Source organism: Duganella sacchari (assembly GCF_900143065.1).
Lineage (GTDB): Bacteria > Pseudomonadota > Gammaproteobacteria > Burkholderiales > Burkholderiaceae_D > Rugamonas > Rugamonas sacchari.
This window is the reverse complement of the sequence record NZ_FRCX01000022.1, coordinates 22451-41281: the sequence shown is the minus strand read 5'-3', so window position 1 is coordinate 41281 and position 18831 is coordinate 22451. Positions and strand designations below refer to the sequence as shown.

Here is an 18831-nt window from a genome sequence, read left to right as displayed (position 1 = left end):
GACGCCAGGTTGTTGAGATTACCGGCGTAGGTCAGCTTGTCGTAGTTAAGAACAGGCTCATCCGACTGAGCCAGCCAGTCGAGGACGAAATTCGAGCCTATAAAACCAGCACCACCCGTTACAAAAATCATTTAGTATCCCGCAGCAAGAGTCAAAATTAGTCGGTAGACATGATTTTATGTGAAGTACCCGATATCCGGGGAAAATTCAGGGTATTTCAGATTCCCAAGCAACGAACCAGCGAGTATTCCTATGAAAACCTATGTAATCGGGGATTTGCAGGGCTGCCATGAGCAGGCTCTGGCGATGCTCGACCGCATACGCGAACACGCCGCCGCCGATGGCGTGGCGGAGCCTGCCATCCTGTTTGCGGGCGACCTGATCAACCGTGGCCCCGATTCGCTGGCCACGCTGCGCCATGTCCGCAAACTGGCCATGGCCAGTGGCGGCCTCATCGACAGCGTGCTGGGCAACCATGACCTGCACCTGCTGGCCGTGGCGTATGGCATCCGGCCCGAGCACAAATCCGATACGCTGGCCGAGATCCTGCATGCGCCCGACCGCGAGGAATTGATTGACTGGATACGCCACCGTCCGCTGGCGATCCGCGTCGACCATCACGTGCTGGTGCATGCCGGCCTGCTGCCGCAATGGACGGCTGCGCAAGCCATGGCCCTGGCGGGCGAGGTGGAAACCATGCTGCGCAGCGAGCAGGCCGCAGAATTTCTGGCCGAGATGTATGGCAATGAACCGGCCCAGTGGTCGGATGCGCTACACGGTGCGGACCGGCTGCGCTGCATCATCAATGCCATGACGCGCCTGCGCTTCTGCTCGGCCGATGGCGTGATGGACTTCAAGATGAAGGAAAGCGGCACCGCCGATCCGTCCAGCGGCCTGATGCCGTGGTTCGACGTGCCCGGCCGCCGCAGTGCGCGCGAGACCGTGGTGTTCGGCCACTGGTCGGCGCTGGGCCTGAAGCTGGAGTCCAACCTGATCGGCCTCGATAGCGGCTGCGTATGGGGCGGACAATTATCTGCCGTGTGCCTGGAAGACCGCAGCCTGCTGCAGGTGCAGTGCCCGGAATTCCAGCAGATCAGTGCGAAAGCAGCAAAGCAGGCATAAGCGCCGCCATCACCTGGTAGCCGCGGTCATTCGGATGCAGATGGTCGCCACTGCCATAGGACGGCAGCAGCCGCTCCGGCTGTGATGGATCGCGCAGCTGTGCGTCAAAATCCACCATGGCGTCCAGCAGACTGGTGCTGCGTATCCAGGCGTTGACCGCCTGGCGCTTGGCCTCGCCGGCCGCCGTGTACACAAACGGTGCGCCGACGCCGCCATACGGCAGCAGGGTTGCGCCGCATACCTTGACGCCGCGCTGGTGCGCGCGCCGTATCAGCGTCTGCATGCCGTCGACGATGTCTTGCGCCGAGGCCTGTTGGTCCGGCGTGGCCAGCATGTCGCCAGCATTGATGTCGTTGCTGCCCGCGTGCAGCACGATCCAGCGCACGCCCGCCTGGTCGAGCGCATCGCGCAGCAGCCGCCCCAACATGCTGGAGCCGACAAACGGCGGGACCGCATCACGGATCAGGCGGTTGCCGGCGATGCCGGCATTCACCACCGCCATCGATGCCGGCGCCAACCGCGCCGCCAGCACATCCGGCCAGCGCGCATAGGCGTTGGCGGTCGCGCCGACGCCATCGGCAATCGAATCGCCCAGCACCACCACGGCGCGTGCATCGCTGGCGGAGAGCACCTCTACGCCAGCCAGGAAATAGCGGCTGTCATCCGTTTGCGCCGCCAAAAGAACGGGCGCTGCGGTGGTATCCGCCCCTGGCGCCAGATAAACTGTCTGCAAGCCTTCGCCGTGGATGCTGGCGCGGCTGGCGCCCTCCGGCAGATACAGGCTGATCGCCAGTTCCTGCAGGGTCGCCACCGGCAGCGCCACGGCGTCGCTGACCACGCTCTGGCCCGGCGCAATGGTGACAGCCGGCTGGCCGTCAAAGCGCACCACGCGGTCGCTGGCGGGATCGATGGCGGCGTCTCCCACGCGCCGGGCGACACGCACCGGCCCTATCGTCACTGCCGTCAGTCCGTAGGCATTCGACAGGCGGATGCGCAGCTGGCTGCCACCGGCACTGGTGCGCACCACCTGGCGGATGGTCTGTGGCTGCATGGCCGGCCCGGCACTGTCCGGCGCCGCCGTCCAGCTGCTGACCCAGTCCGGCGCGGCCATACTCCATGCCGACGCCAGCAAACATAACAGAGCTACCACCACACGCATCATCGGACCATCCTGTCGGCTGTTGAGTGCGGCCAGTCTACGGATGCCGCAGGGGCAGATCAACAGCGTTGGCCGCATACCCGGTATGCACGCCGCGCATGCTGAGCTCAGTGAGCGTTGAAGTGGGTGACGCCGTGTTCGAAGCGGTTCAGAACGTCGAACATCAGCTGGCGGAACCACTGGTGTGCAGGATCGTGGTGGTTACGGACATGCCACAGCAGCCAGTAGCGGTAGGCGGGCACCTCAAACGGCAGCGGCTTCCAGACCAGCGGTGTGGCTGCGGCAAACTGGATCGCCATGTGCTCCGGCACCGTCAGCAGCAGATCCTGGTTGCAGGCGACGCGTAGCGCCGCCGAAAAAAACGGCACCGTCAGGCGCACATCGCGCCGCAAACCCAGTCTGGCCAGCGCCTGTTCGATGACGCCGTCCCTATCGCTGCCGCCGCTGATGCGCAGGTGTGTGGCGTGCACATAATCGTCCAGCGTCAGTGGCTGCTGCGCCAGCGGATGGCTGGCGCGCATCAGGCACACGGCGCGGTCTTCGCCCATCGCGCGGCCGTGCAGATTTTCGGGCAGCAGGTCGGCAATGGTGGCCACCAGGTCCACGCCTTCATCGCTGAGCAGGCGGTAGTAACCGGGTTCCCATAGCCGGAAGTTCAGGCTGGCCGCAGGCGCCTGCGCGCACATGGCCTGCACCAGCGCGGGCAGCATGTGATCGGCCAGATAATCGGAACCGGCAATGGCAAACGTGCGGGTGCAGGTGGCGGGTTCAAAGCCCGGACCATCGAGCACCGAGTGCAGCGCCGCCAGCACGGCCTTGAGTGGACCGCGCATGGCTTGCGCGCGCTGGGTCAGCAGGAAGCGCTGCCCTTCCCGCACCAGCAAGGGATCGCCATATTCAAGGCGCAGCTGCGCCAGCTGGCGGCTGAGCGCAGATTGCGTCAGCCCCAGTATCTCGGCGGCGGTGGTGAGATTGCGCGTCTCCAGCAGCACATCCAGCGACCTCAGAAGATTCAGGTTGTTGGATGGCTGCGGCATGATGACGGCGCCGTTAGTGCGCTACGACGGGCACGCCCAGCGCAGCGGCGACGGCCTTGTGCGAGGCTTCTGCCAGATCGCGGCGATGCGCACCGTCGCTGCTGAGCGGCGGCAGAATGGCCAGCCTGGCTTTCACCGGCGGACCGTTCAGGATCAACACGATGCTTTCCGCAAAACTGGTTTCGCCGATGAAGTCCACCGACGGATGCGAGCCGCCGTCAGCGTCCTCATAGGTCAGCGCAAACGGCTGTACCGGCACCTTGGCGTCAATCGCCGCTTCAAACAGATTGGCGTGGAACGGCAGCAGGCTGCCCTGCGCCGCCGTGGTCCCCTCCGGGAAGAAGGCCACGCGTTCGCCCTGTTCCAGGCTGGTGACCAGCCCTTTGAAGATGTGGCGCAGGTCGCGGCGGTTACCGCGCGAGATGAACACGGTGCCCGCCTTCTCCGCTAGCCATCCCGCCAGCGGCCAGGAACGGATCTCCGCCTTGGCCACGAAATGGCTGGGATAAAGGCTGTGCACCACAAAGATGTCCAGCCACGACACGTGATTGGCCACCACCATGGAGCAGTTCAGCACCGGCGCGCTACCGGCCGCGTGCTCCACCGTCACATTGCACAGTTTGAGCAGCTTGGTGGACCAGCGGCGGATATGGGCGTTGCGTTTCTCCAGCCCGATCCATGGGAACACGGTAGCGCAGATCGCCATCCCCTGAAACACGTGCAAAAGCACCCGCGCAAGGCGGAATATCGTCGACAGTTTCATGCAGGCGTATCAGCGTTGGTAAGCAACGTGGCCGGCCACGATGGTGGTTTTCACCTGGCCCGCCAGGTTATAGCCCAGGAACGGCGTGTGCTTGCCCTGGCTGGCCAGGGCGGAGGCTTCCACCGTCCAGTGGGCGCCGGCGTCGAACAGCACCACGTCCGCGACCGCGCCAACCGACAGCGTGCCAGCGGCCAGGCCAGCGACACGCGCGGCTTCCGACGTGATGCGGGCCAGTGCGCGTGACAGTGGACGCTGCGCTCCCGTATCCTGTTGCACGGCGTAGTCCTCGGCCCATTTCAGCGTCAGCGACAGCAGCAGTTCCAGGCCGGTGGCGCCTGGCGAGGCTTCGGCAAATGGCAGCAGCTTTTCGTCGTCGTCCACTGGCGTGTGGTCCGAGCACAGTGCGTCGATGGTGCCATCCAGCAGACCCCGGCGGATCGCATCGCGGTCGCGCTGGCTGCGGAATGGCGGCGTGAAACGCGCGTTGGAATCGAAGAAACCGATATCGGCGTCCGTCAGGTGAACGTGGTGGACACCGACGTCGCAGGTGACCGGCAGGCCTTCCTGCTTGGCGCTGCGGATCAGCTCCAGCGCAGCGGACGACGAAATGCGGCACAGGTGCACGCGCGCGCCGGTGGCGCGCATCAGTTCAAAGATGGTGTGCAGCGCGATGGTCTCGGACATCACGGGCACGCCGGACAGGCCCAGGCGCGACGCCAGCGGACCGGAAGCGGCCACGCCGCCACGGCCGATGTACGCATCCTGTGGACGCAACCACACGGTGTAGCCGAAGGTCTTGGCGTACTGCATGGCGCGCAGCAGTACATTGGTGTCGGTGACAGGTTCTTCCGCTTGCGAGAAGCCGATGCAGCCGGAGCCGGTCAGTTCAACCATCTCGGTCAGCGATTGGCCTTTCAGGCCGACCGTCAGCGCGCCCAGTGGGTGCACGTGCGCCTGGTTCAGCTGGCGCGCGCGGTGTTTGAGCATTTCAACCAGGCCTGGTTCGTCCAGCACCGGATCGGTGTCCGGTGGGCAGATCAGGCTCGTGACGCCGCCCTGCATGGCCGCCTGCATTTCCGACTGCAGCGTGGCCTTGTATTCAAAGCCCGGTTCGCGCAGGCGCGCCGAAAGGTCGACGAAACCCGGCGAGACGATCAGGCCAATCGCGTCGATGGTTTCGTCCGCAGTGAAACCCGCCGGTGCGGCGCCTACCGCCAGCACTTTGCCGTCGGCGATATAAAGGTCGTTGAGGCCGTCGATGCCGTTGGCCGGATCGATCACGTGGCCGTTCTTGATGTGGATATTTTTATTCAATGCGTTCATGCTTGCGTTCCTGCGACGATGCTCATGACAGCCATACGGACTGCGATACCAAAGGTCACCTGCGGCAGGATCACTGCCTGTGCGCCATCCGCCACGGCGGAGTCGATCTCCACGCCGCGGTTCATCGGCCCCGGGTGCATGACGATGGCGTCCGGCTTGGCCAGCGCCAGGCGTTCCGGCGTCAGGCCGTAGCTCTTGAAGTATTCGCCGGCCGACGGCAGCAGCGCGCCGCTCATGCGTTCATTCTGCAGACGCAGCATGATGATGACGTCCACGTCTTTCAGGCCTTCGTCCATATTGGTGAAGGTGCGCACGCCCATCTGCTCCAGGCCACCTGGCAGCAGCGTGTGCGGGCCGATCGCGCGCACTTCCGGCACGCCCAGCGAGGTCAGTGCGTGGATGTCCGAACGGGCCACGCGGCTGTGCAGGATGTCGCCGACAATCGCCACGCGCAGGTTGGTGAAGTCCTTCTTGTAGTGGCGGATGGTGTACATGTCCAGCAGGCCTTGCGTCGGGTGGGCGTGGCGGCCATCGCCCGCGTTCACCACGTGCACGTGATTCTGCTTGGTCTCCATCAGGTGCTTGGCGATCAGGTACGGTGCGCCCGATTGCGCGTGGCGCACCACGAACATGTCGGCGTGCATCGCCGCCAGGTTGTCGATGGTGTCCAGCAGCGACTCGCCCTTGCTGGTCGAGGAAGCCTGGATGTTCAGGTTGATGACGTCCGCCGACAGACGCTTGGCGGCGATTTCAAACGTGGTGCGGGTACGGGTCGAGTTCTCGAAGAACAGGTTGAACACCGATTTGCCGCGCATCAGCGGTACTTTTTTGACGTCGCGGTCGGAGATGCCGACGAAGGACGAGGCGGTGTCCAGAATGTGATTGAGGATGGACTTGGGCAGTCCCTCAATCGACAGCAAGTGCTGCAGCTCGCCGTGTTTGTTCAGTTGCGGATTAAGCATGGTCTTATTCGATAGTTAGCGTGAATTTGTCATCATCGGTGCGCTTGAGCACCAGCGCCTGGCCCGCAGGCACAGCGACCTTGGCGGCGACGAAATCGGCGGCAACCGGCAGCTGGCGCTCGCCACGGTCAACCAGCGCGGCCAGCATGATGCGCGCTGGACGGCCGTAGTCAAACAGCTCGTTGATGGCGGCGCGCGTGGTGCGGCCGGTGTACAGCACGTCGTCCACCAGCAGGATGTTGGCGGCGGCGACGTCAAAGGTGATGTTGGTCGGCTTGACCTCGGCCGGCAGTCCCTTCTTGGCGTAGTCGTCGCGGTAGAAGGACACATCCAGCACGCCGCAGCGCGCCGACAGGCCCAGGTCAGCCGCCAGGCGTTCAGCGATCCAGGCGCCGCCGGAGTGGATGCCGACAATCGCGACATCCGGCACGCCGGCCAGGCCGGCTTTCACATCGGCCAGCAGCGTCGCGTACAGCGCTTCGGCATCGAGTTGGTTGGGATTCAAGGTCATAGGGAGTCGAAGTATTGTTGCAGAATGATGGCGGCAGCGCGGTCGTCAATCACCTCGCCGCGTTTGGCCGAAATCACGGCCGAGGAATAGCGTTCATCGACCAGCTCCACCGGCAGGTTGAAGCGGCCATTCAATTGATTAGCAAAACGGCGCGCCCGCGCCGTCATTTCGTGTTCTGCGCCGTCCGGGTGCATGGGCAGCCCGACCACCAGCCGGGCGGGCTTCCACTCGTCGAGCATTTTCTGGATATCGGCAAAGCGCGTGGCATTGTCGATGGCGTTGATGACTTTGAGGGGTTCCGCCTGCAGCAGCATGGTGTTACCCATGGCCACACCGATGCGTTTTACGCCGAAGTCAAAAGCAAAGACTGTTTCTATGCTCATTTACGCGTGGCCCGCCTCGGAGGTCAGCATCAGCGGATCGATACCCAGCAGGCGCATCGCCGCCGTGTAGCGGTCTTCAATCGGCATATTGAACAGGATTTCCGGATCGGCGCCCACTGTCAGCCAGCCATTGCGGCTGATCTCTTCTTCCAGCTGGCCCGGACTCCAGCCCGAGTAGCCGATCGAAACCAGCATGCGCGGCGGACCATCGCCGGCGGCTACCGCTTCCAGCACGTCGATGGACGTGGTGAAGGCGATGTCCTTGGTCACCGTCAGCGAGGACGAATAGCGGTGGCCGGGCGTATGCAGCACGAAGCCGCGGTCGTCCTGCACCGGGCCGCCAAACATGATCGGTTCGTCGTCATGGCCTTCCAGGCCGTGATCGACCTTGAGGTCAATGCGCTCGAACAGCGTGTGCATGGTCATGTCGGTGGGCTTGTTGATCACCACGCCCAACACACCGTTTTCATTGTGCTCACAAACATACACCACCGTACCGCCGAAGACCGGATCCTGCATGGATGGCATTGCTATAAGGAAATGATTTGCGAGATTAAGGGTAGAAGCCGTGACGGCGCCAATGGGTTCCAGGGAATCGTCGGCGTCCTGCATCAAGCCGGCTACAGGTAGAGTTTTGCCTATTTTGCTCTTCTTCATACAAGTTGCTCTCTCTGCTGGGGTGCGTGTTCTCTCTGTGCTGCTGACAATTACTGTAGTATCGCGCGGCTAGCAACTCTGTTTACCCTGTAGTTTACACTGAATTGGGGCCGGATCTACGATCGCGTCCCCTACAAGATTGATACAGACCGAATGAAACTGACTTCTTCCCTCGTATGGCTACGCCGCGATCTGCGTGTTTTTGACCACGTTGCCCTGCATCAGGCGCTACTGGAAAGCGACAAGGTGTATTGCGTTTTTGTCTACGACACCACGATCCTGGACACCCTGCCGCGCCGCGACCGCCGCGTTGACTTCATCCACGCCAGCATTGCCGAAGTGGCATCCGAACTGGAGCAGATGGGCGGCCATCTCATCGTGCGGCATGGCGATCCGGTGCATGAAATTCCGGCGCTGGCGGCGGAACTCGGCGTGGAAGCGGTGTTCTGCAACCACGATTATGAGCCGCAAGCGATAGAACGCGACGCCACGGTGGAACGCAGCCTGCGCGCCGCCGGTCGCCAGTTCGCCAGCTACAAGGACCAGGTGATTTTTGAAAAGAGCGAGGTGCTGTCGCAGACCGGCGGCGTGTTCTCGGTGTTCACGCCGTACAAGAACGCGTGGCTGAAGAAACTGGCGGCCGATCCGTCGGTGCTGGCGCCGTACAACATCGAACCGCATGCGGCGCGCCTGGCGCCGCGTCCAGCGCACGCACCGGCGCTGCCCACACTGGCGGACCTGGGCTTCGAACCGAGCAATCTGTCCAAGCTGAAAATCCCGACCGGCATGTCGGGCGCCTCGGCGTTGTTTGAAGATTTTTTATCGCGCATCGCCGACTACAATGTGGCGCGTGACTATCCGGCCGTCAAAGGTCCATCCTACCTGTCCGTGCACTTCCGCTTTGGCACGCTGTCGGTGCGCCATCTGGTCCGCACGATCGTGGATCTGCAGGAACGCGGCGCTGGCGGCGAAGGCGCGGCCGTCTGGCTATCGGAGCTGATCTGGCGCGAGTTCTACGCCATGATCCTGTTCCACAATCCGCATGTGGTGGGCACGTCCTACAAGCCCGCCTATGACGCCATCGAATGGGAAACCGGGCCGGAAGCGGACCAGATGTTCGACGCGTGGTGCGAAGGCCGCACCGGCTATCCGCTGGTGGATGCGGCCATGCTGCAGATTAACCAGACCGGCTGGATGCACAACCGCTTGCGCATGGTGGTGGCCAGCTTCCTGACCAAAGATCTCGGCATCGACTGGCGCCGTGGCGAAGCCTACTTCGCGCTGCACCTCAACGACTTCGATCTGGCATCCAACAACGGCGGCTGGCAGTGGGCGTCGTCGTCCGGCTGCGATGCACAGCCCTACTTCCGCATCTTCAATCCGGTGTCGCAGTCGGAGAAGTTTGACGGCGAAGGGAAATTCATCCGCCGCTACCTGCCGCAACTGAAAGAGTTGAGCAACAAGGAAATCCACGCGCCATGGCTGGCGCCACGCCTGCTGGCGCCAGGCTATCCGGCGCCCATCGTCAAGCACGACGAAGCGCGCAAACGCACGCTTGAGCGCTACGAGGTGGTCAAGAAACCGTCAACAGGCCAGTGATCGCCTCCATCAGCACATCCTCCTGGAACGGCTTGCCGAAGTAGGCATTCACGCCCAGTTCCAGCGCTACGTTGCGGTGCTTGTCCGCGCTGCGCGAGGTAATCATGATGATGGGGATGTGCCTGGTGCGTTCATCGCCGCGCACATTGCGGGTCAGATCGAAGCCATCCATGCGCGGCATTTCGATATCGACCAGCATCAGGTCCGGCGAGGTTTCCTGCAGCTGCTCCAGCGCATCCACGCCATCCTTGGCCAGCAGCACGCGGTAGCCTTCGCGCTCCAGCAGGCGCTGCGTCACGCGCCGTACCGTCAGCGAATCGTCCACCACCATGATGGTGCGGCCAACTTGCGGCGTCACCGCCGGGCTGTCCGCCGCCACTTGCGCATAGTGCGCCTTCACTTCGGGATGGTGTGCCAGATGCTGCGCCAGCGCGACCGGATTCAAGATCAGCACAATGTCGCCGGTACCCAGCACCGTGGCGCCGGCGATGCCGACCATGCGCGACAGCTGCGGGCCGATGTTCTTGATGACCACCTCGCGATTGCCCAGCACCTCATCCACCTGCAGCGCCAGATGCTCGTTGCCGTTCTTAAGCATCATCACCGGCGCTGAGCGCTGCACCGGCGGCTGCGCGGTATCGCCCAACAGCGTCGGCAGGTACCGCATGCCTTGCTCGCGTGCTTCGCCGAGGGCGGCTTCCTTCATTTGCACCACCTGCTCAACCAGAATTGCTGGCAGGGCGTAGGTCTTGCCGCCAGCGGCCAGCAGCACGACCTGCGTGACGGCCAAGGTCAGCGGCAGGCGGATCGCAAAACGCGTGCCTTTGCCGCGTTCCGAGTACATATCCACGCGGCCACCCAGCGCCTGCGCTTCCGACTGCACCACATCCATACCGACGCCGCGCCCCGACAGCTCGGTCAACGACTCGGCGGTGGAAAAGCCGGGTTCGAAAATCAGGTCGGCGATTTGCGTATCGCTGGCGTCCTCGCCCTCGTGCAGCAGGCCGACGCTGATGGCCTTGGCCTTGATGCGGTCCAGATCCAGGCCGCCACCGTCATCGCTGAATTCAATCACGACTTCATTGCCTTCCTGCGCCACCTGCACCAGCAGTTCGCCTATTTCATTCTTGCCTGCGGCAGTGCGGCCCTGGCGCGACTCCACGCCGTGGGCGATGGCGTTGCGCAGCAGGTGTTCGAACGGTGCGGACATGCGTTCCAGCACACTGCGGTCCAGCTCCACCGAGCCGCCACGGATATCGAGGTTGACGCGCTTGTCCACGTCCTTGGCGCTTTGGCGGGCAACGCGGAACAGGCGTTCGGCAATGCTGGCGAATGGCACCATCCGCACGCGCATCAGGTCACGTTGCAGGTCGCGCGTCAGGCGGGCTTGCTGGGTAAGGTCGCCGTGGGCGTTATCGACGCTGCGGGTCAGGCTTTCGTGGAAGCTGGCGACGTCGTTGACGCTTTCGGCCATCATGCGGGTGAGTTCTTGCAGACGGGTGAAGCGGTCGAATTCCAGTGGATCGAATTCACGCTCGGTGGAAATCGACATGCGCGACGCGATCTGCGATTCGGCCTGCATTTCGATTTCACGCAGTTGGCGGCGCAAGCGGGCCAGGTTGTCGGAGAAGTCGCTCAGCGAGGTGCGCAGGGTTTCGACTTCGTTTTCCAACCGTGAGCGCGAGATCGATACTTCACCGGCCTGGTTCACCAGGCGGTCAAGAATGTCGGCGCGGACGCGGACCAGTGGCGATTTGGTGCTGGCCTGGGCTTCGTCGGCCGGTACGGCAGGTAGGGCGGCGGATGCATCGCTCTCCATTGGCGCAGGCGGCGCGTCGGCGAGCAGCGCATCCGGGCGTTGCAATTGTTCGAATAGCAGCAGCGCGTGGTCGTAGTGGGCCAGCAGTTCTTCGAAAGCGTGCGGCGTTGCGGAGCCGGCATGTACCATGTTTTCGATGTGGGTTTCGATTTCATGGCAATGCTGGCCGAGGCGCATCGCACCCGCCATGCGTGCGCTGCCTTTGACGGTGTGCAGCAGACGCAGCAGGCTTTGGGCTTGCGAGACATCGGCCGGATGGTGCTGCCAGGCGCGCAATGCTTCGCCCACCTGCGGCAGCAGGTCGGCGCCCTCTTCCAGGAAAACCGGCAGCAGGTCGGCATCCAGTTCGTCGTGGAAGACGGCGGGGGCTGCAGTCAGGATTTCCGGCTCGGCCGGTGCCAGCGCGATCACCTCGGCGTCGGCCTCGGGTTCGAGCGGCGCCGCGTCCGCAATGACTGGCGCAGGCGCGATGAAATCCGTTCCAGCGTCGAACGGATCTGCTTCAACTGGCGCAGGCGCTGGCGCTGCGGGCTCCAACTCGGGCTCGGGTGCGAGCGGCGCGGCGATCTTCAATGGCGGCTCAGCAAAGGCATCGTCAAACGCGGCGTTGAACAAATCATCGATGCCGTCATCGATATGCACTTCCGGCTTTTTCTTCACTGGCGGCGCGACCGGCGCTTCCGATTCCGGCACGGTGCCACTGATAGCGTTGTAAGTCTCGCGGAACAGCGTATCCAGCGCGGATTCCTGCGGTGCTTCCGGCGCAGGGTTCAAGCCATCCATGGTCTCAGCCACCAGGCTATCAAGCCGCGCCTCGATCTCATTGCTGGCTGCAGGCGGCATCGCCATCAGCTCATCGCGCAAGCCGTGCAAGGCGCCGATCAGTTCCGGCTGCGCAGAGGGCAATTCGCCTGCTGCAAAGCTTTGCAGCATCTGGCGGATGCGCTCCATGGTGAAGTCCAGCAGATCATGTTGAACCTGATCCAGATGCGGCGCTGGCGGCAACAGCACCTCCAGCGTGGACTCCAGCGCCAGCGCCAGTTCGCGCAGGACGTTGAAACCAACCGTGCCGGAGGTGCCCGCCAGTGTGTGCGAGGCCTGCAAAGCGTCCGGATTCACCGGACGGCGCGGCTCGTGGCGCCATTCGCCGAAGTCCTGCACCAGCTTGCGCACCAGGTCATCGGATTCGTGCAGATAGATGTTATACAGCGGCAGAGGAATTTCCAGATCGCCGATGTGCTTAATGTTGTCGTCACGCGGCGCGGCTGGCGGCGTGATAGTCGGGAACTCGATGACATTGCCATGGCTGACGACAGGCGGCGTGATTGGCTCAGTGACGAATGCTTCGTCAGGCGCGGCGATGGCTTCAATTTCCTCAACTGCTGGCGGCAAGGCTGGCTCGCCGCCTTCCTGCACCCGCACGGCGGCCTCAATGATGGCATCCGCGCTGCGGTGCGAAATGCCGTTGGCGACCAGTTCCGCCACCCAGGCCGACATCTCACGCGCCGCAGCGTCGAGCAAATCAAACAATGCATCGGTCGCTGGCCGCGCTTCTGCCAGCCAGACATTCATCACCTTCTCGATAGCGTAAGCAGCATCGGCAAACTGATTCAAGCCCACCATACGTCCGCTGCCCTTCAGCGTATGGAAGGAACGCCGCTGCATGGTCAGATTCTCTTCACTGCCAGACTCCACGCGCGGCTTGGCCAGCGTGGCATCCACAAACACCAGCACCTCTTGCGCCTCGGCGATAAAGATCTCCAGCAGCTCCGCCTCCACCGCAGCGTCGCTGGCGGCCGGTGGCGGCGTCTCGACCGGCATCGACAGCGGCGCGGGCGCCGGCACCTGCTCATCCAGTACCGGTATCGAGTCCGACGCCGCCATTTTCTTGAACGGCACCGAACGGAACGTGCCTTGTGCAGCATCGAACACAAACCGCTCGCGCGCACCCGCCGCATTCTGCGCCAGCATATCCACAAAGAAGCCCAGCGCGCCGACGTTCTGCGCAATGTCATCCAGCGCCTTCGGTTCAGCAGAAGGATCACCCTCGCCATGGGCCAATGCCGACACCATCCCCTTCACATGCTGCGCGGCGTGCATCGCACCGTCCTGGTCCAGCACCGCCAGCGCACCTTGCAGCTGATGCAGCACCGGCTCCAGTTCAAGCAGCGCTGGACGTCTGGACGGATCGGCATAATAATCATCCAGCCCCTTCTCCACCTGGCGCAGGCCGGTCTTCATCTCCATCGCCAGCGCGATGACCGTATCGTCCTGCTGCATCTGATGCGCCAGACCCTTTTGCCACTGCGCCGGCTCCGGTGGAGTCTCGCCGGACACCAGCGCCAGCAAGCGCGCGCCTATGGTATCGGCGTGCGCCGCAAAATCATCCGGCAGATGACGGACGTGCTGCAGGCCGTGCTCCGCAAACAGCAAGGCCGTCGCCATTTCCAGCGCCAGCTCCTCGCTGCGGCCTGCGGAGACGGCTTTGCGCGCCACATCGGCCAACTGGCGCAGCAAAGCGCCCAGCGCGGACAGATTCAGCCTGTCGCACTCCGCCGCCACGTCATGCAGCGCAGCGTCAAACGAAGCATCCAGCGCTGGATCGATTTCCGCTGCCGCCAGGCGATCCCAGTATGTCTTGGCTTGCGCGATGCCGTGTTTGGCACGTTCCAGCGCTTCCGTATCGACCTGGCCGTAGCGCCGCGTTTCATAGTCCGTGGACGCCAGGCCGTCCAGCGCAAACGCGCCACGCAACTGCTGCACGATGGACGACGACGATTCGCTGCCTGCGGTCGCAATGAAGAACAAGGCATCCCGCAGCATCGCTTCCGGCTGCGCCGCTGTCCCCTGGCTCAAACGGCGTATCTGCAAATTGATCAACCCGAACAACTGCTTCACGTACAAGCCGCCAGCCAGCTGGCCGCCAGCCACCAGCTCCGCAAAGCCCTGCATCGTCAGCCAGAACGTGCGCGCCGCGTCGTCCTGCTGGGCATCGGCCACCAGCTTGACGGCGTCCAGCAGCGGCGCCGCCAGTTCCTGCTGCTGCGCGGCGTCGGCCGATTTCAGGTAAGGCAGCAATGCGCGCTCGAAGCGCTGGCGGAAGGCCGCGTAGTCCGGCGCGGCCGCATCGGACGCACCGGCGGCCGCTGGCAAATGCACCGGCTGCGACAAGTCGGGATAGAACAAATCCGCCGGGTGGATGCGCTCCACACCCAGCATCTCCTGCACGGCGCGGTAGTAAGGGAACAGCTTCACCGGCTGCGATGGCGCCCCTTCCAGCAGCTCTTCCAGATACTCCACCAGCGCCTGATACAGCTGCGCCACCGCCTGTGCGTTATCGGCGCTGCACTTGAGCGTCCCCGCCTTGAAGGCGTCCAGTGCCGCCTCGGCCACTGCCGTCATCTGGCTGACGCCATCCACATCCACCATCTGCAAGGCGCCATGCGCCTGGTGCAAATGCGACTTCGCATGCTGCAGCTGGGTGGCCTGATCTTCCGGCGCCCGTCCACCCGCCTCGAACAGCGCGGTGCGCGAACGTGCCAGCGACTCGCGAATTTCCACCATCACCCATGACAAAGGGCCAGTGTCGAATTGCGGCTGCTGTGGTGTCGATAAATCAGTTGTGGTCATGCTTGGTCTCGGCCTTTAAGCGATGCGGAATCGCGCCACGGAGTTCTTCAACTCCTGCGCCAGCACCGATAACTTGTGAATCGATTGTGCGGTTTGCTGCGTGCCGTCCTGGGTCTGCTCCGTCACCGCGAGAATATGCTGGATGTTCTGCGCCACGCCGGACGCCGACGTGGCCTGCTGCCCGGTCGCCTGCGCAATGCCGGAAATCAGCTCCGCCAGACGGTTGGACACCTGCGAAATATCATGCAGCGCCGCGCCAGCCGCATCGGACAGGCGCGCGCCTTCCACCACGCCCTGCGTGGATTTTTCCATCGCCGCCACCGCGTCGTGGGTGTCAGTCTGAATCGTACGCACCAGTGCGCCGATCTGCTTGGCCGCTTCGGCCGAGCGCTCCGCCAGCCGCTGCACCTCTTCCGCCACCACCGAGAAGCCGCGCCCCGCTTCCCCTGCGGAGGCGGCCTGAATCGCGGCGTTCAGCGCCAGCACGTTGGTCTGTTCGGTAATGTCGGAAATCAGCTCGGTGATCTCGCCAATCTCCTGCGACGATTCGCCCAGCCGCTTGATGCGCTTGGACGTATCCTGAATCTGCTCGCGGATCTCGTGCATGCCCTTGATGGCGTTTTCCACCGCCGTCGAACCCTGCTGCGCCGCAGCGACCGACTGGCGCGCCACGTCCGCCGATTCGCTGGCGGAGCGCGACACATCGGTAATCTCGTTGGCCATCGTCACCACGGTGGACGACGCATCCTGGATTTCGCGCGACTGCTGCTGCGATGCCGACAGCAGATCGCTGGAGATGCTTTGCGCGTGCGTGGAAGCCTTGGTCACCTGTTCGGCTGTCGCCGTCACGCGCCCCACCAGGCCCCGCAGCTCCTCTACCGTGTAGTTGACCGAATCGGCAATCGCGCCGGTGATGTCTTCGGACACCGTCGCCTGCACCGTCAAATCGCCATCCGCCACTTCCTGCAACTCGTTCATCAGGCGCAGGATCGCCGCCTGATTCTGGTCGTTCATCGACTTGGCTTCCTCTTCCTGGCGCTGCGCCTGCTGGCGCATGGCTTCCGCTTCCTGGCGGCGGCGTTCCGCGCCGCGCGTGCGGTTGTGCGAATCCATCAGCAGCACGCGGCCGATCGCGGCGGCCGTCACCAGCGTCATCATGCCGCCGGCCACCATCAGCCAGAAGGTGATGTCGAGCGAGTCCTGATTTTCGCGGTAAGCCTGCTGTAAAACGCCGAGGCGCTGGCGCAGTGCTTCGTTATCGTTGAAGATCAGCTGTTCGGCGGCTTTGGCGGCGTTGAATTTATCCAGCTTGTCCAGGATGGCCGTCACCAGCTTCTGGTACGCCTCGAAAGCGTCCCGCAGCTCGGTGAATTTGGCGCGCAGGTCCGGTTCGCGCACGGCAGCCAGCCCTTGCGGCACGCTGCCACTCAGGAAGCCGTCGATGGTATTGCGGAACACCGTGGTATCACGCCCCAGCTGGAAAGCGGTCTCCGAGCTGATGCCGCCTGCGGTGAGGAATTCACTGGCGCTGCGGCTCATGCGCTGGGTCAGCATGGTCAGCTTGCCCAGTGCGGCGATCTCGCGTGCCGAGGCGCCACGCTGTACTTTGAGGCCGATGATGTCTTCGGTACGCACCAGCAGATCGGGCGACATTTCGTTCAGCGTTTGCAGCGTCTTGTCCATGCCGCTCAGGTCCGCCTTGAGCGTCAGGATGGTGCCGGCAGCAAGATCGGTTGCGGTCCATTGCTTGCGCGCGGCAGCCACCACCACGGCGATGTCGGAGCGCGGCTCCCCGATGGAACGGCCCTGGTACTGGCCGCCGCGCGTCATCAGGTTGATGTCGTTATTGAGTTCCTTGCGGCTCTCCTCCAACTGGCGGAAGCCCTCCACGCTGCCCTGCACCGCGTTTGGCGCCGCCTTGCCGATGCGCTGCGAATGCATCAGCGCATCGCTGGCCACCTGGGTTTGCGCCGAGCGGTTGGCGCTGTGGACGGTGTTGAAGGCCACGAACACGGCGCTCAGGCCCAGCGAGACCGCCAATGCGGTCGACAGCACGCTCAGCTGGCGTTGTGCCGGCAGATGGCCGATCAGCGGCAGCTTGAATCCGGGACCGGTTTCGACGGGAGCAGGCGTCCGGCGGCGTCCCAGCGCATCGCGCAGGCGCAGCGGCGCGGCGTCGCTGTCGTCAGCTGCGGACGTGGGCGTGGACATGGACGCCGGCGGCGCGGGCGTGCCGCCGGCGGCGGTATGCAGGAACTGCGAATCGCCAAACTCCGAATTCGCGGCCGCATCCTGGGCGGCATTCCGGCTGCCGCGCGAGAAAATACCCTTAAAAGCCATACACCCTCTCCGGATTAGTGTTTGCCTGCTATACCAGCCCTACTTGTACAAACCGTGCTTCCTGCACCAGCTGCGCCAGATCGATGCGCCGCCATTGTTGCCCTTCGCTGTCGCGGAATGCATCCGACGGCAGCGCTTCCATGTCAGCCAGCTTGCGCAGGCCCAGCACGCGCTCCACCAGCAGCGCGCAGTTGAAGCCCAGTGGGGGCGCAAAGGTAATCAGCCGCCGTTCGGACGGCGCCGCATCGCCCGCAGCCTGCTGCAGATAGCGCGCCAGGTCGATCACGCCGGTCAGGTGGCCGCGGACATTCACCAGGCCCAGATACCAGTCCTGCGTCAGCGGCACCGGCGTCGCGGTTTGCAGTGGTACGATCTCGCTGATCTGCGTCAGGTCCAGCAGGCACTGATGCCCGCCGATCAGCACACCCAGTTCACGCCCGCCTTCCGGCGCACCGGTCTTGGCGGCCTGCATGCGCTCCAGCAGCTGCACCTGGTACTGGCGCAGGCGGCTGCGGCGTTCTGTCCCTGGCGTAGGGCCGCTCATCGTTAGCCGAGGGCCGCGATCTTGGCCAGCAGTTCAGCCGCATCCACCGGCTTGACCAGATAGTCCCTGGCGCCCTGGCGCAGGCCCCAGATGCGGTCAGTTTCCTGGTTTTTGCTGGAGCAGATGATGATGGGGACATCCTTCAGCTCGGGGTCCCGCGCAATGGAACGCGTGACCTGGAAGCCGTTCGCCCCAGGCATCACCACATCCATCAGGATCAGTTCCGGCTTGTCGGTCTTGATCTTGATGAGCGCTTCCTCACCGCTTTCGGCCACCGTCACGGTGTAGCCATTCCTGGTCAGGATATCGTTGAGGTAATAGCGCTCCGTGGGCGAATCATCGACGATCAGAATGCGTTGTATGGCCATATTTCCCCCTGGGGCTTTCTTATTCTGGTATTCCAGCAGCGCCGCCGGTGTGCTCGCGCACCGCGGCCAGCAGGCTGTCTTTGGTAAAAGGTTTGGTCAGATACGCAACGGCGCCGACCATGCTGCCCCGCGCGCGGTCGAACAGGCCATCCTTGGAGGACAGCATCAACACGGGCGTGGCATGGAATTTTGCGCTTTTCTTAATCAGTGCGCAGGTCTGATAGCCGTCCAGGCGCGGCATGAGGATGTCGCAGAAGACCAGCGCCGGGTGGTGATCGTTGATTTTGGCGAGGGCGTCAAAGCCATCCTCGGCCAGCACCACCTGATAACCGGCCTGGGTCAGGAAGATCTCAGCGGAGCGACGAATGGTGCTGCTGTCGTCGATCACCATGATTTTCAGAGCAGAGTTCATAGTCGCTAGGCCGGGCGGCGCGTTAAAATCAGATGGCTACCATCTCGAAATCGTCCTTGCGGGCGCCGCATTCCGGGCAGCTCCAGTTCATCGGGACGTCAGCCCAACGGGTGCCGGCAGCAATGCCTTCATCCGGCAGGCCGGCTGCTTCATCGTAGATCCAGCCACAGATCAGGCACATCCAGGTCTGGAACTCCTGCGT

At 63.6% G+C, this 18831-nt stretch carries 17 protein-coding genes; 2 read left to right on the top strand and 15 right to left on the bottom strand.

The window, feature by feature from the left end; genetic code table 11:
* Positions 1-131 (bottom strand): NAD-dependent epimerase/dehydratase family protein (locus BUA36_RS30555; protein WP_139260729.1); only part of this gene is annotated, 131 nt, incomplete at its 3' end.
* 121 nt (positions 132-252) lie between these two features.
* Between BUA36_RS30555 and BUA36_RS28890 the strand changes: the two genes are divergently transcribed.
* Positions 253-1122 (top strand): symmetrical bis(5'-nucleosyl)-tetraphosphatase, encoded by an 870-nt coding sequence (locus BUA36_RS28890; RefSeq protein ID WP_072790669.1) that lies wholly within the window; start codon positions 253-255, stop codon positions 1120-1122.
* On the opposite strand, the gene BUA36_RS28885 is transcribed toward BUA36_RS28890, so the two are convergent.
* From BUA36_RS28885 to BUA36_RS28850, 8 genes are read right to left on the bottom strand one after another with little or no spacing between them, the layout of a single operon-like run.
* Positions 1094-2359 carry an SGNH/GDSL hydrolase family protein gene (locus BUA36_RS28885; protein WP_084560401.1) on the bottom strand — a complete coding sequence of 422 codons (1266 nt, stop codon included), beginning with the start codon at positions 2357-2359 and terminating at the stop codon, positions 1094-1096. The genes BUA36_RS28890 and BUA36_RS28885 overlap by 29 nt on opposite strands.
* Before the next feature lie 29 nt (positions 2360-2388).
* Positions 2389-3318: a LysR family transcriptional regulator gene (locus BUA36_RS28880; RefSeq protein WP_072790661.1), complete on the bottom strand. Its 930-nt coding sequence runs from the start codon at positions 3316-3318 to the stop codon at positions 2389-2391.
* A 13-nt stretch (positions 3319-3331) separates the two neighbouring features.
* Positions 3332-4081, bottom strand: coding sequence for a lysophospholipid acyltransferase family protein (locus BUA36_RS28875; protein WP_072790658.1), 750 nt, complete (start codon positions 4079-4081; stop codon positions 3332-3334).
* A 9-nt stretch (positions 4082-4090) separates the two neighbouring features.
* Positions 4091-5404 carry a dihydroorotase gene (locus BUA36_RS28870; protein ID WP_072790656.1) on the bottom strand — a complete coding sequence of 438 codons (1314 nt, stop codon included), beginning with the start codon at positions 5402-5404 and terminating at the stop codon, positions 4091-4093.
* Positions 5401-6366: an aspartate carbamoyltransferase catalytic subunit gene (locus tag BUA36_RS28865; protein WP_072790654.1), complete on the bottom strand. Its 966-nt coding sequence runs from the start codon at positions 6364-6366 to the stop codon at positions 5401-5403. Before BUA36_RS28865 ends, BUA36_RS28870 begins: the two co-directional genes overlap by 4 nt.
* 4 nt (positions 6367-6370) lie before the next feature.
* A complete protein-coding gene (gene pyrR / locus BUA36_RS28860; protein ID WP_072790652.1) occupies positions 6371-6877 on the bottom strand; it encodes a bifunctional pyr operon transcriptional regulator/uracil phosphoribosyltransferase PyrR in 507 nt (168 codons plus the stop codon).
* Entirely contained in the window at positions 6874-7260 is a 387-nt protein-coding gene (ruvX, locus tag BUA36_RS28855) for a Holliday junction resolvase RuvX (RefSeq protein ID WP_202413750.1), read from the bottom strand. The genes pyrR and ruvX overlap by 4 nt, the downstream gene beginning before the upstream one ends.
* Positions 7261-7872, bottom strand: coding sequence for a YqgE/AlgH family protein (locus BUA36_RS28850; protein WP_072790650.1), 612 nt, complete (start codon positions 7870-7872; stop codon positions 7261-7263).
* A 198-nt stretch (positions 7873-8070) separates the two neighbouring features.
* Here BUA36_RS28850 and BUA36_RS28845 point away from each other — a divergent pair, with 198 nt between their 5' ends.
* A complete protein-coding gene (locus BUA36_RS28845; protein ID WP_072790648.1) occupies positions 8071-9516 on the top strand; it encodes a cryptochrome/photolyase family protein in 1446 nt (481 codons plus the stop codon).
* Here the strand turns inward: BUA36_RS28845 and BUA36_RS28840 are convergent.
* Genes BUA36_RS28840 through BUA36_RS28815 form a run of 6 tightly spaced genes read right to left on the bottom strand, consistent with a single transcriptional unit; the run spans position 9491 to position 18810 of the window.
* Positions 9491-14965: a hybrid sensor histidine kinase/response regulator gene (locus BUA36_RS28840; protein WP_072790646.1), complete on the bottom strand. Its 5475-nt coding sequence runs from the start codon at positions 14963-14965 to the stop codon at positions 9491-9493. The genes BUA36_RS28845 and BUA36_RS28840 overlap by 26 nt on opposite strands.
* Positions 14966-14980: 15 nt before the next feature.
* Positions 14981-17305 (bottom strand): methyl-accepting chemotaxis protein, encoded by a 2325-nt coding sequence (locus BUA36_RS28835; RefSeq protein ID WP_072790644.1) that lies wholly within the window; start codon positions 17303-17305, stop codon positions 14981-14983.
* A gap of 28 nt (positions 17306-17333) precedes the next feature.
* Positions 17334-17849, bottom strand: coding sequence for a chemotaxis protein CheW (locus BUA36_RS28830; protein WP_072790642.1), 516 nt, complete (start codon positions 17847-17849; stop codon positions 17334-17336).
* 2 nt (positions 17850-17851) lie between these two features.
* Positions 17852-18217, bottom strand: a complete 366-nt coding sequence (locus BUA36_RS28825; RefSeq protein WP_072790641.1) for a response regulator — start codon at positions 18215-18217, stop codon at positions 17852-17854.
* A gap of 19 nt (positions 18218-18236) precedes the next feature.
* A complete protein-coding gene (locus BUA36_RS28820) occupies positions 18237-18629 on the bottom strand; it encodes a response regulator (RefSeq protein WP_072790638.1) in 393 nt (130 codons plus the stop codon).
* A 28-nt stretch (positions 18630-18657) separates the two neighbouring features.
* A complete protein-coding gene (locus tag BUA36_RS28815; protein ID WP_072790635.1) occupies positions 18658-18810 on the bottom strand; it encodes a rubredoxin in 153 nt (50 codons plus the stop codon).
* Between the last annotated feature and the right edge of the window lie 21 nt (positions 18811-18831).

What these genes read in the sequence shown, in the direction of transcription:
- BUA36_RS28890 (WP_072790669.1), top strand. Translation starts at nt 253, where the DNA reads ATGAAAACCTATGTAATCGGGGATTTGCAGGGCTGCCATGAGCAGGCT.
- BUA36_RS28885 (WP_084560401.1), bottom strand. Translation starts at nt 2,359, where the DNA reads ATGCGGCCAACGCTGTTGATCTGCCCCTGCGGCATCCGTAGACTGGCC.
- BUA36_RS28880 (WP_072790661.1), bottom strand. Translation starts at nt 3,318, where the DNA reads ATGCCGCAGCCATCCAACAACCTGAATCTTCTGAGGTCGCTGGATGTG.
- BUA36_RS28875 (WP_072790658.1), bottom strand. Translation starts at nt 4,081, where the DNA reads ATGAAACTGTCGACGATATTCCGCCTTGCGCGGGTGCTTTTGCACGTG.
- BUA36_RS28870 (WP_072790656.1), bottom strand. Translation starts at nt 5,404, where the DNA reads ATGAACGCATTGAATAAAAATATCCACATCAAGAACGGCCACGTGATC.
- BUA36_RS28865 (WP_072790654.1), bottom strand. Translation starts at nt 6,366, where the DNA reads ATGCTTAATCCGCAACTGAACAAACACGGCGAGCTGCAGCACTTGCTG.
- pyrR (WP_072790652.1), bottom strand. Translation starts at nt 6,877, where the DNA reads ATGACCTTGAATCCCAACCAACTCGATGCCGAAGCGCTGTACGCGACG.
- ruvX (WP_202413750.1), bottom strand. Translation starts at nt 7,260, where the DNA reads ATGAGCATAGAAACAGTCTTTGCTTTTGACTTCGGCGTAAAACGCATC.
- BUA36_RS28850 (WP_072790650.1), bottom strand. Translation starts at nt 7,872, where the DNA reads ATGCAGGACGCCGACGATTCCCTGGAACCCATTGGCGCCGTCACGGCT.
- BUA36_RS28845 (WP_072790648.1), top strand. Translation starts at nt 8,071, where the DNA reads ATGAAACTGACTTCTTCCCTCGTATGGCTACGCCGCGATCTGCGTGTT.
- BUA36_RS28840 (WP_072790646.1), bottom strand. Translation starts at nt 14,965, where the DNA reads ATGACCACAACTGATTTATCGACACCACAGCAGCCGCAATTCGACACT.
- BUA36_RS28835 (WP_072790644.1), bottom strand. Translation starts at nt 17,305, where the DNA reads ATGGCTTTTAAGGGTATTTTCTCGCGCGGCAGCCGGAATGCCGCCCAG.
- BUA36_RS28830 (WP_072790642.1), bottom strand. Translation starts at nt 17,849, where the DNA reads ATGAGCGGCCCTACGCCAGGGACAGAACGCCGCAGCCGCCTGCGCCAG.
- BUA36_RS28825 (WP_072790641.1), bottom strand. Translation starts at nt 18,217, where the DNA reads ATGGCCATACAACGCATTCTGATCGTCGATGATTCGCCCACGGAGCGC.
- BUA36_RS28820 (WP_072790638.1), bottom strand. Translation starts at nt 18,629, where the DNA reads ATGAACTCTGCTCTGAAAATCATGGTGATCGACGACAGCAGCACCATT.
- BUA36_RS28815 (WP_072790635.1), bottom strand. Translation starts at nt 18,810, where the DNA reads ATGTGCCTGATCTGTGGCTGGATCTACGATGAAGCAGCCGGCCTGCCG.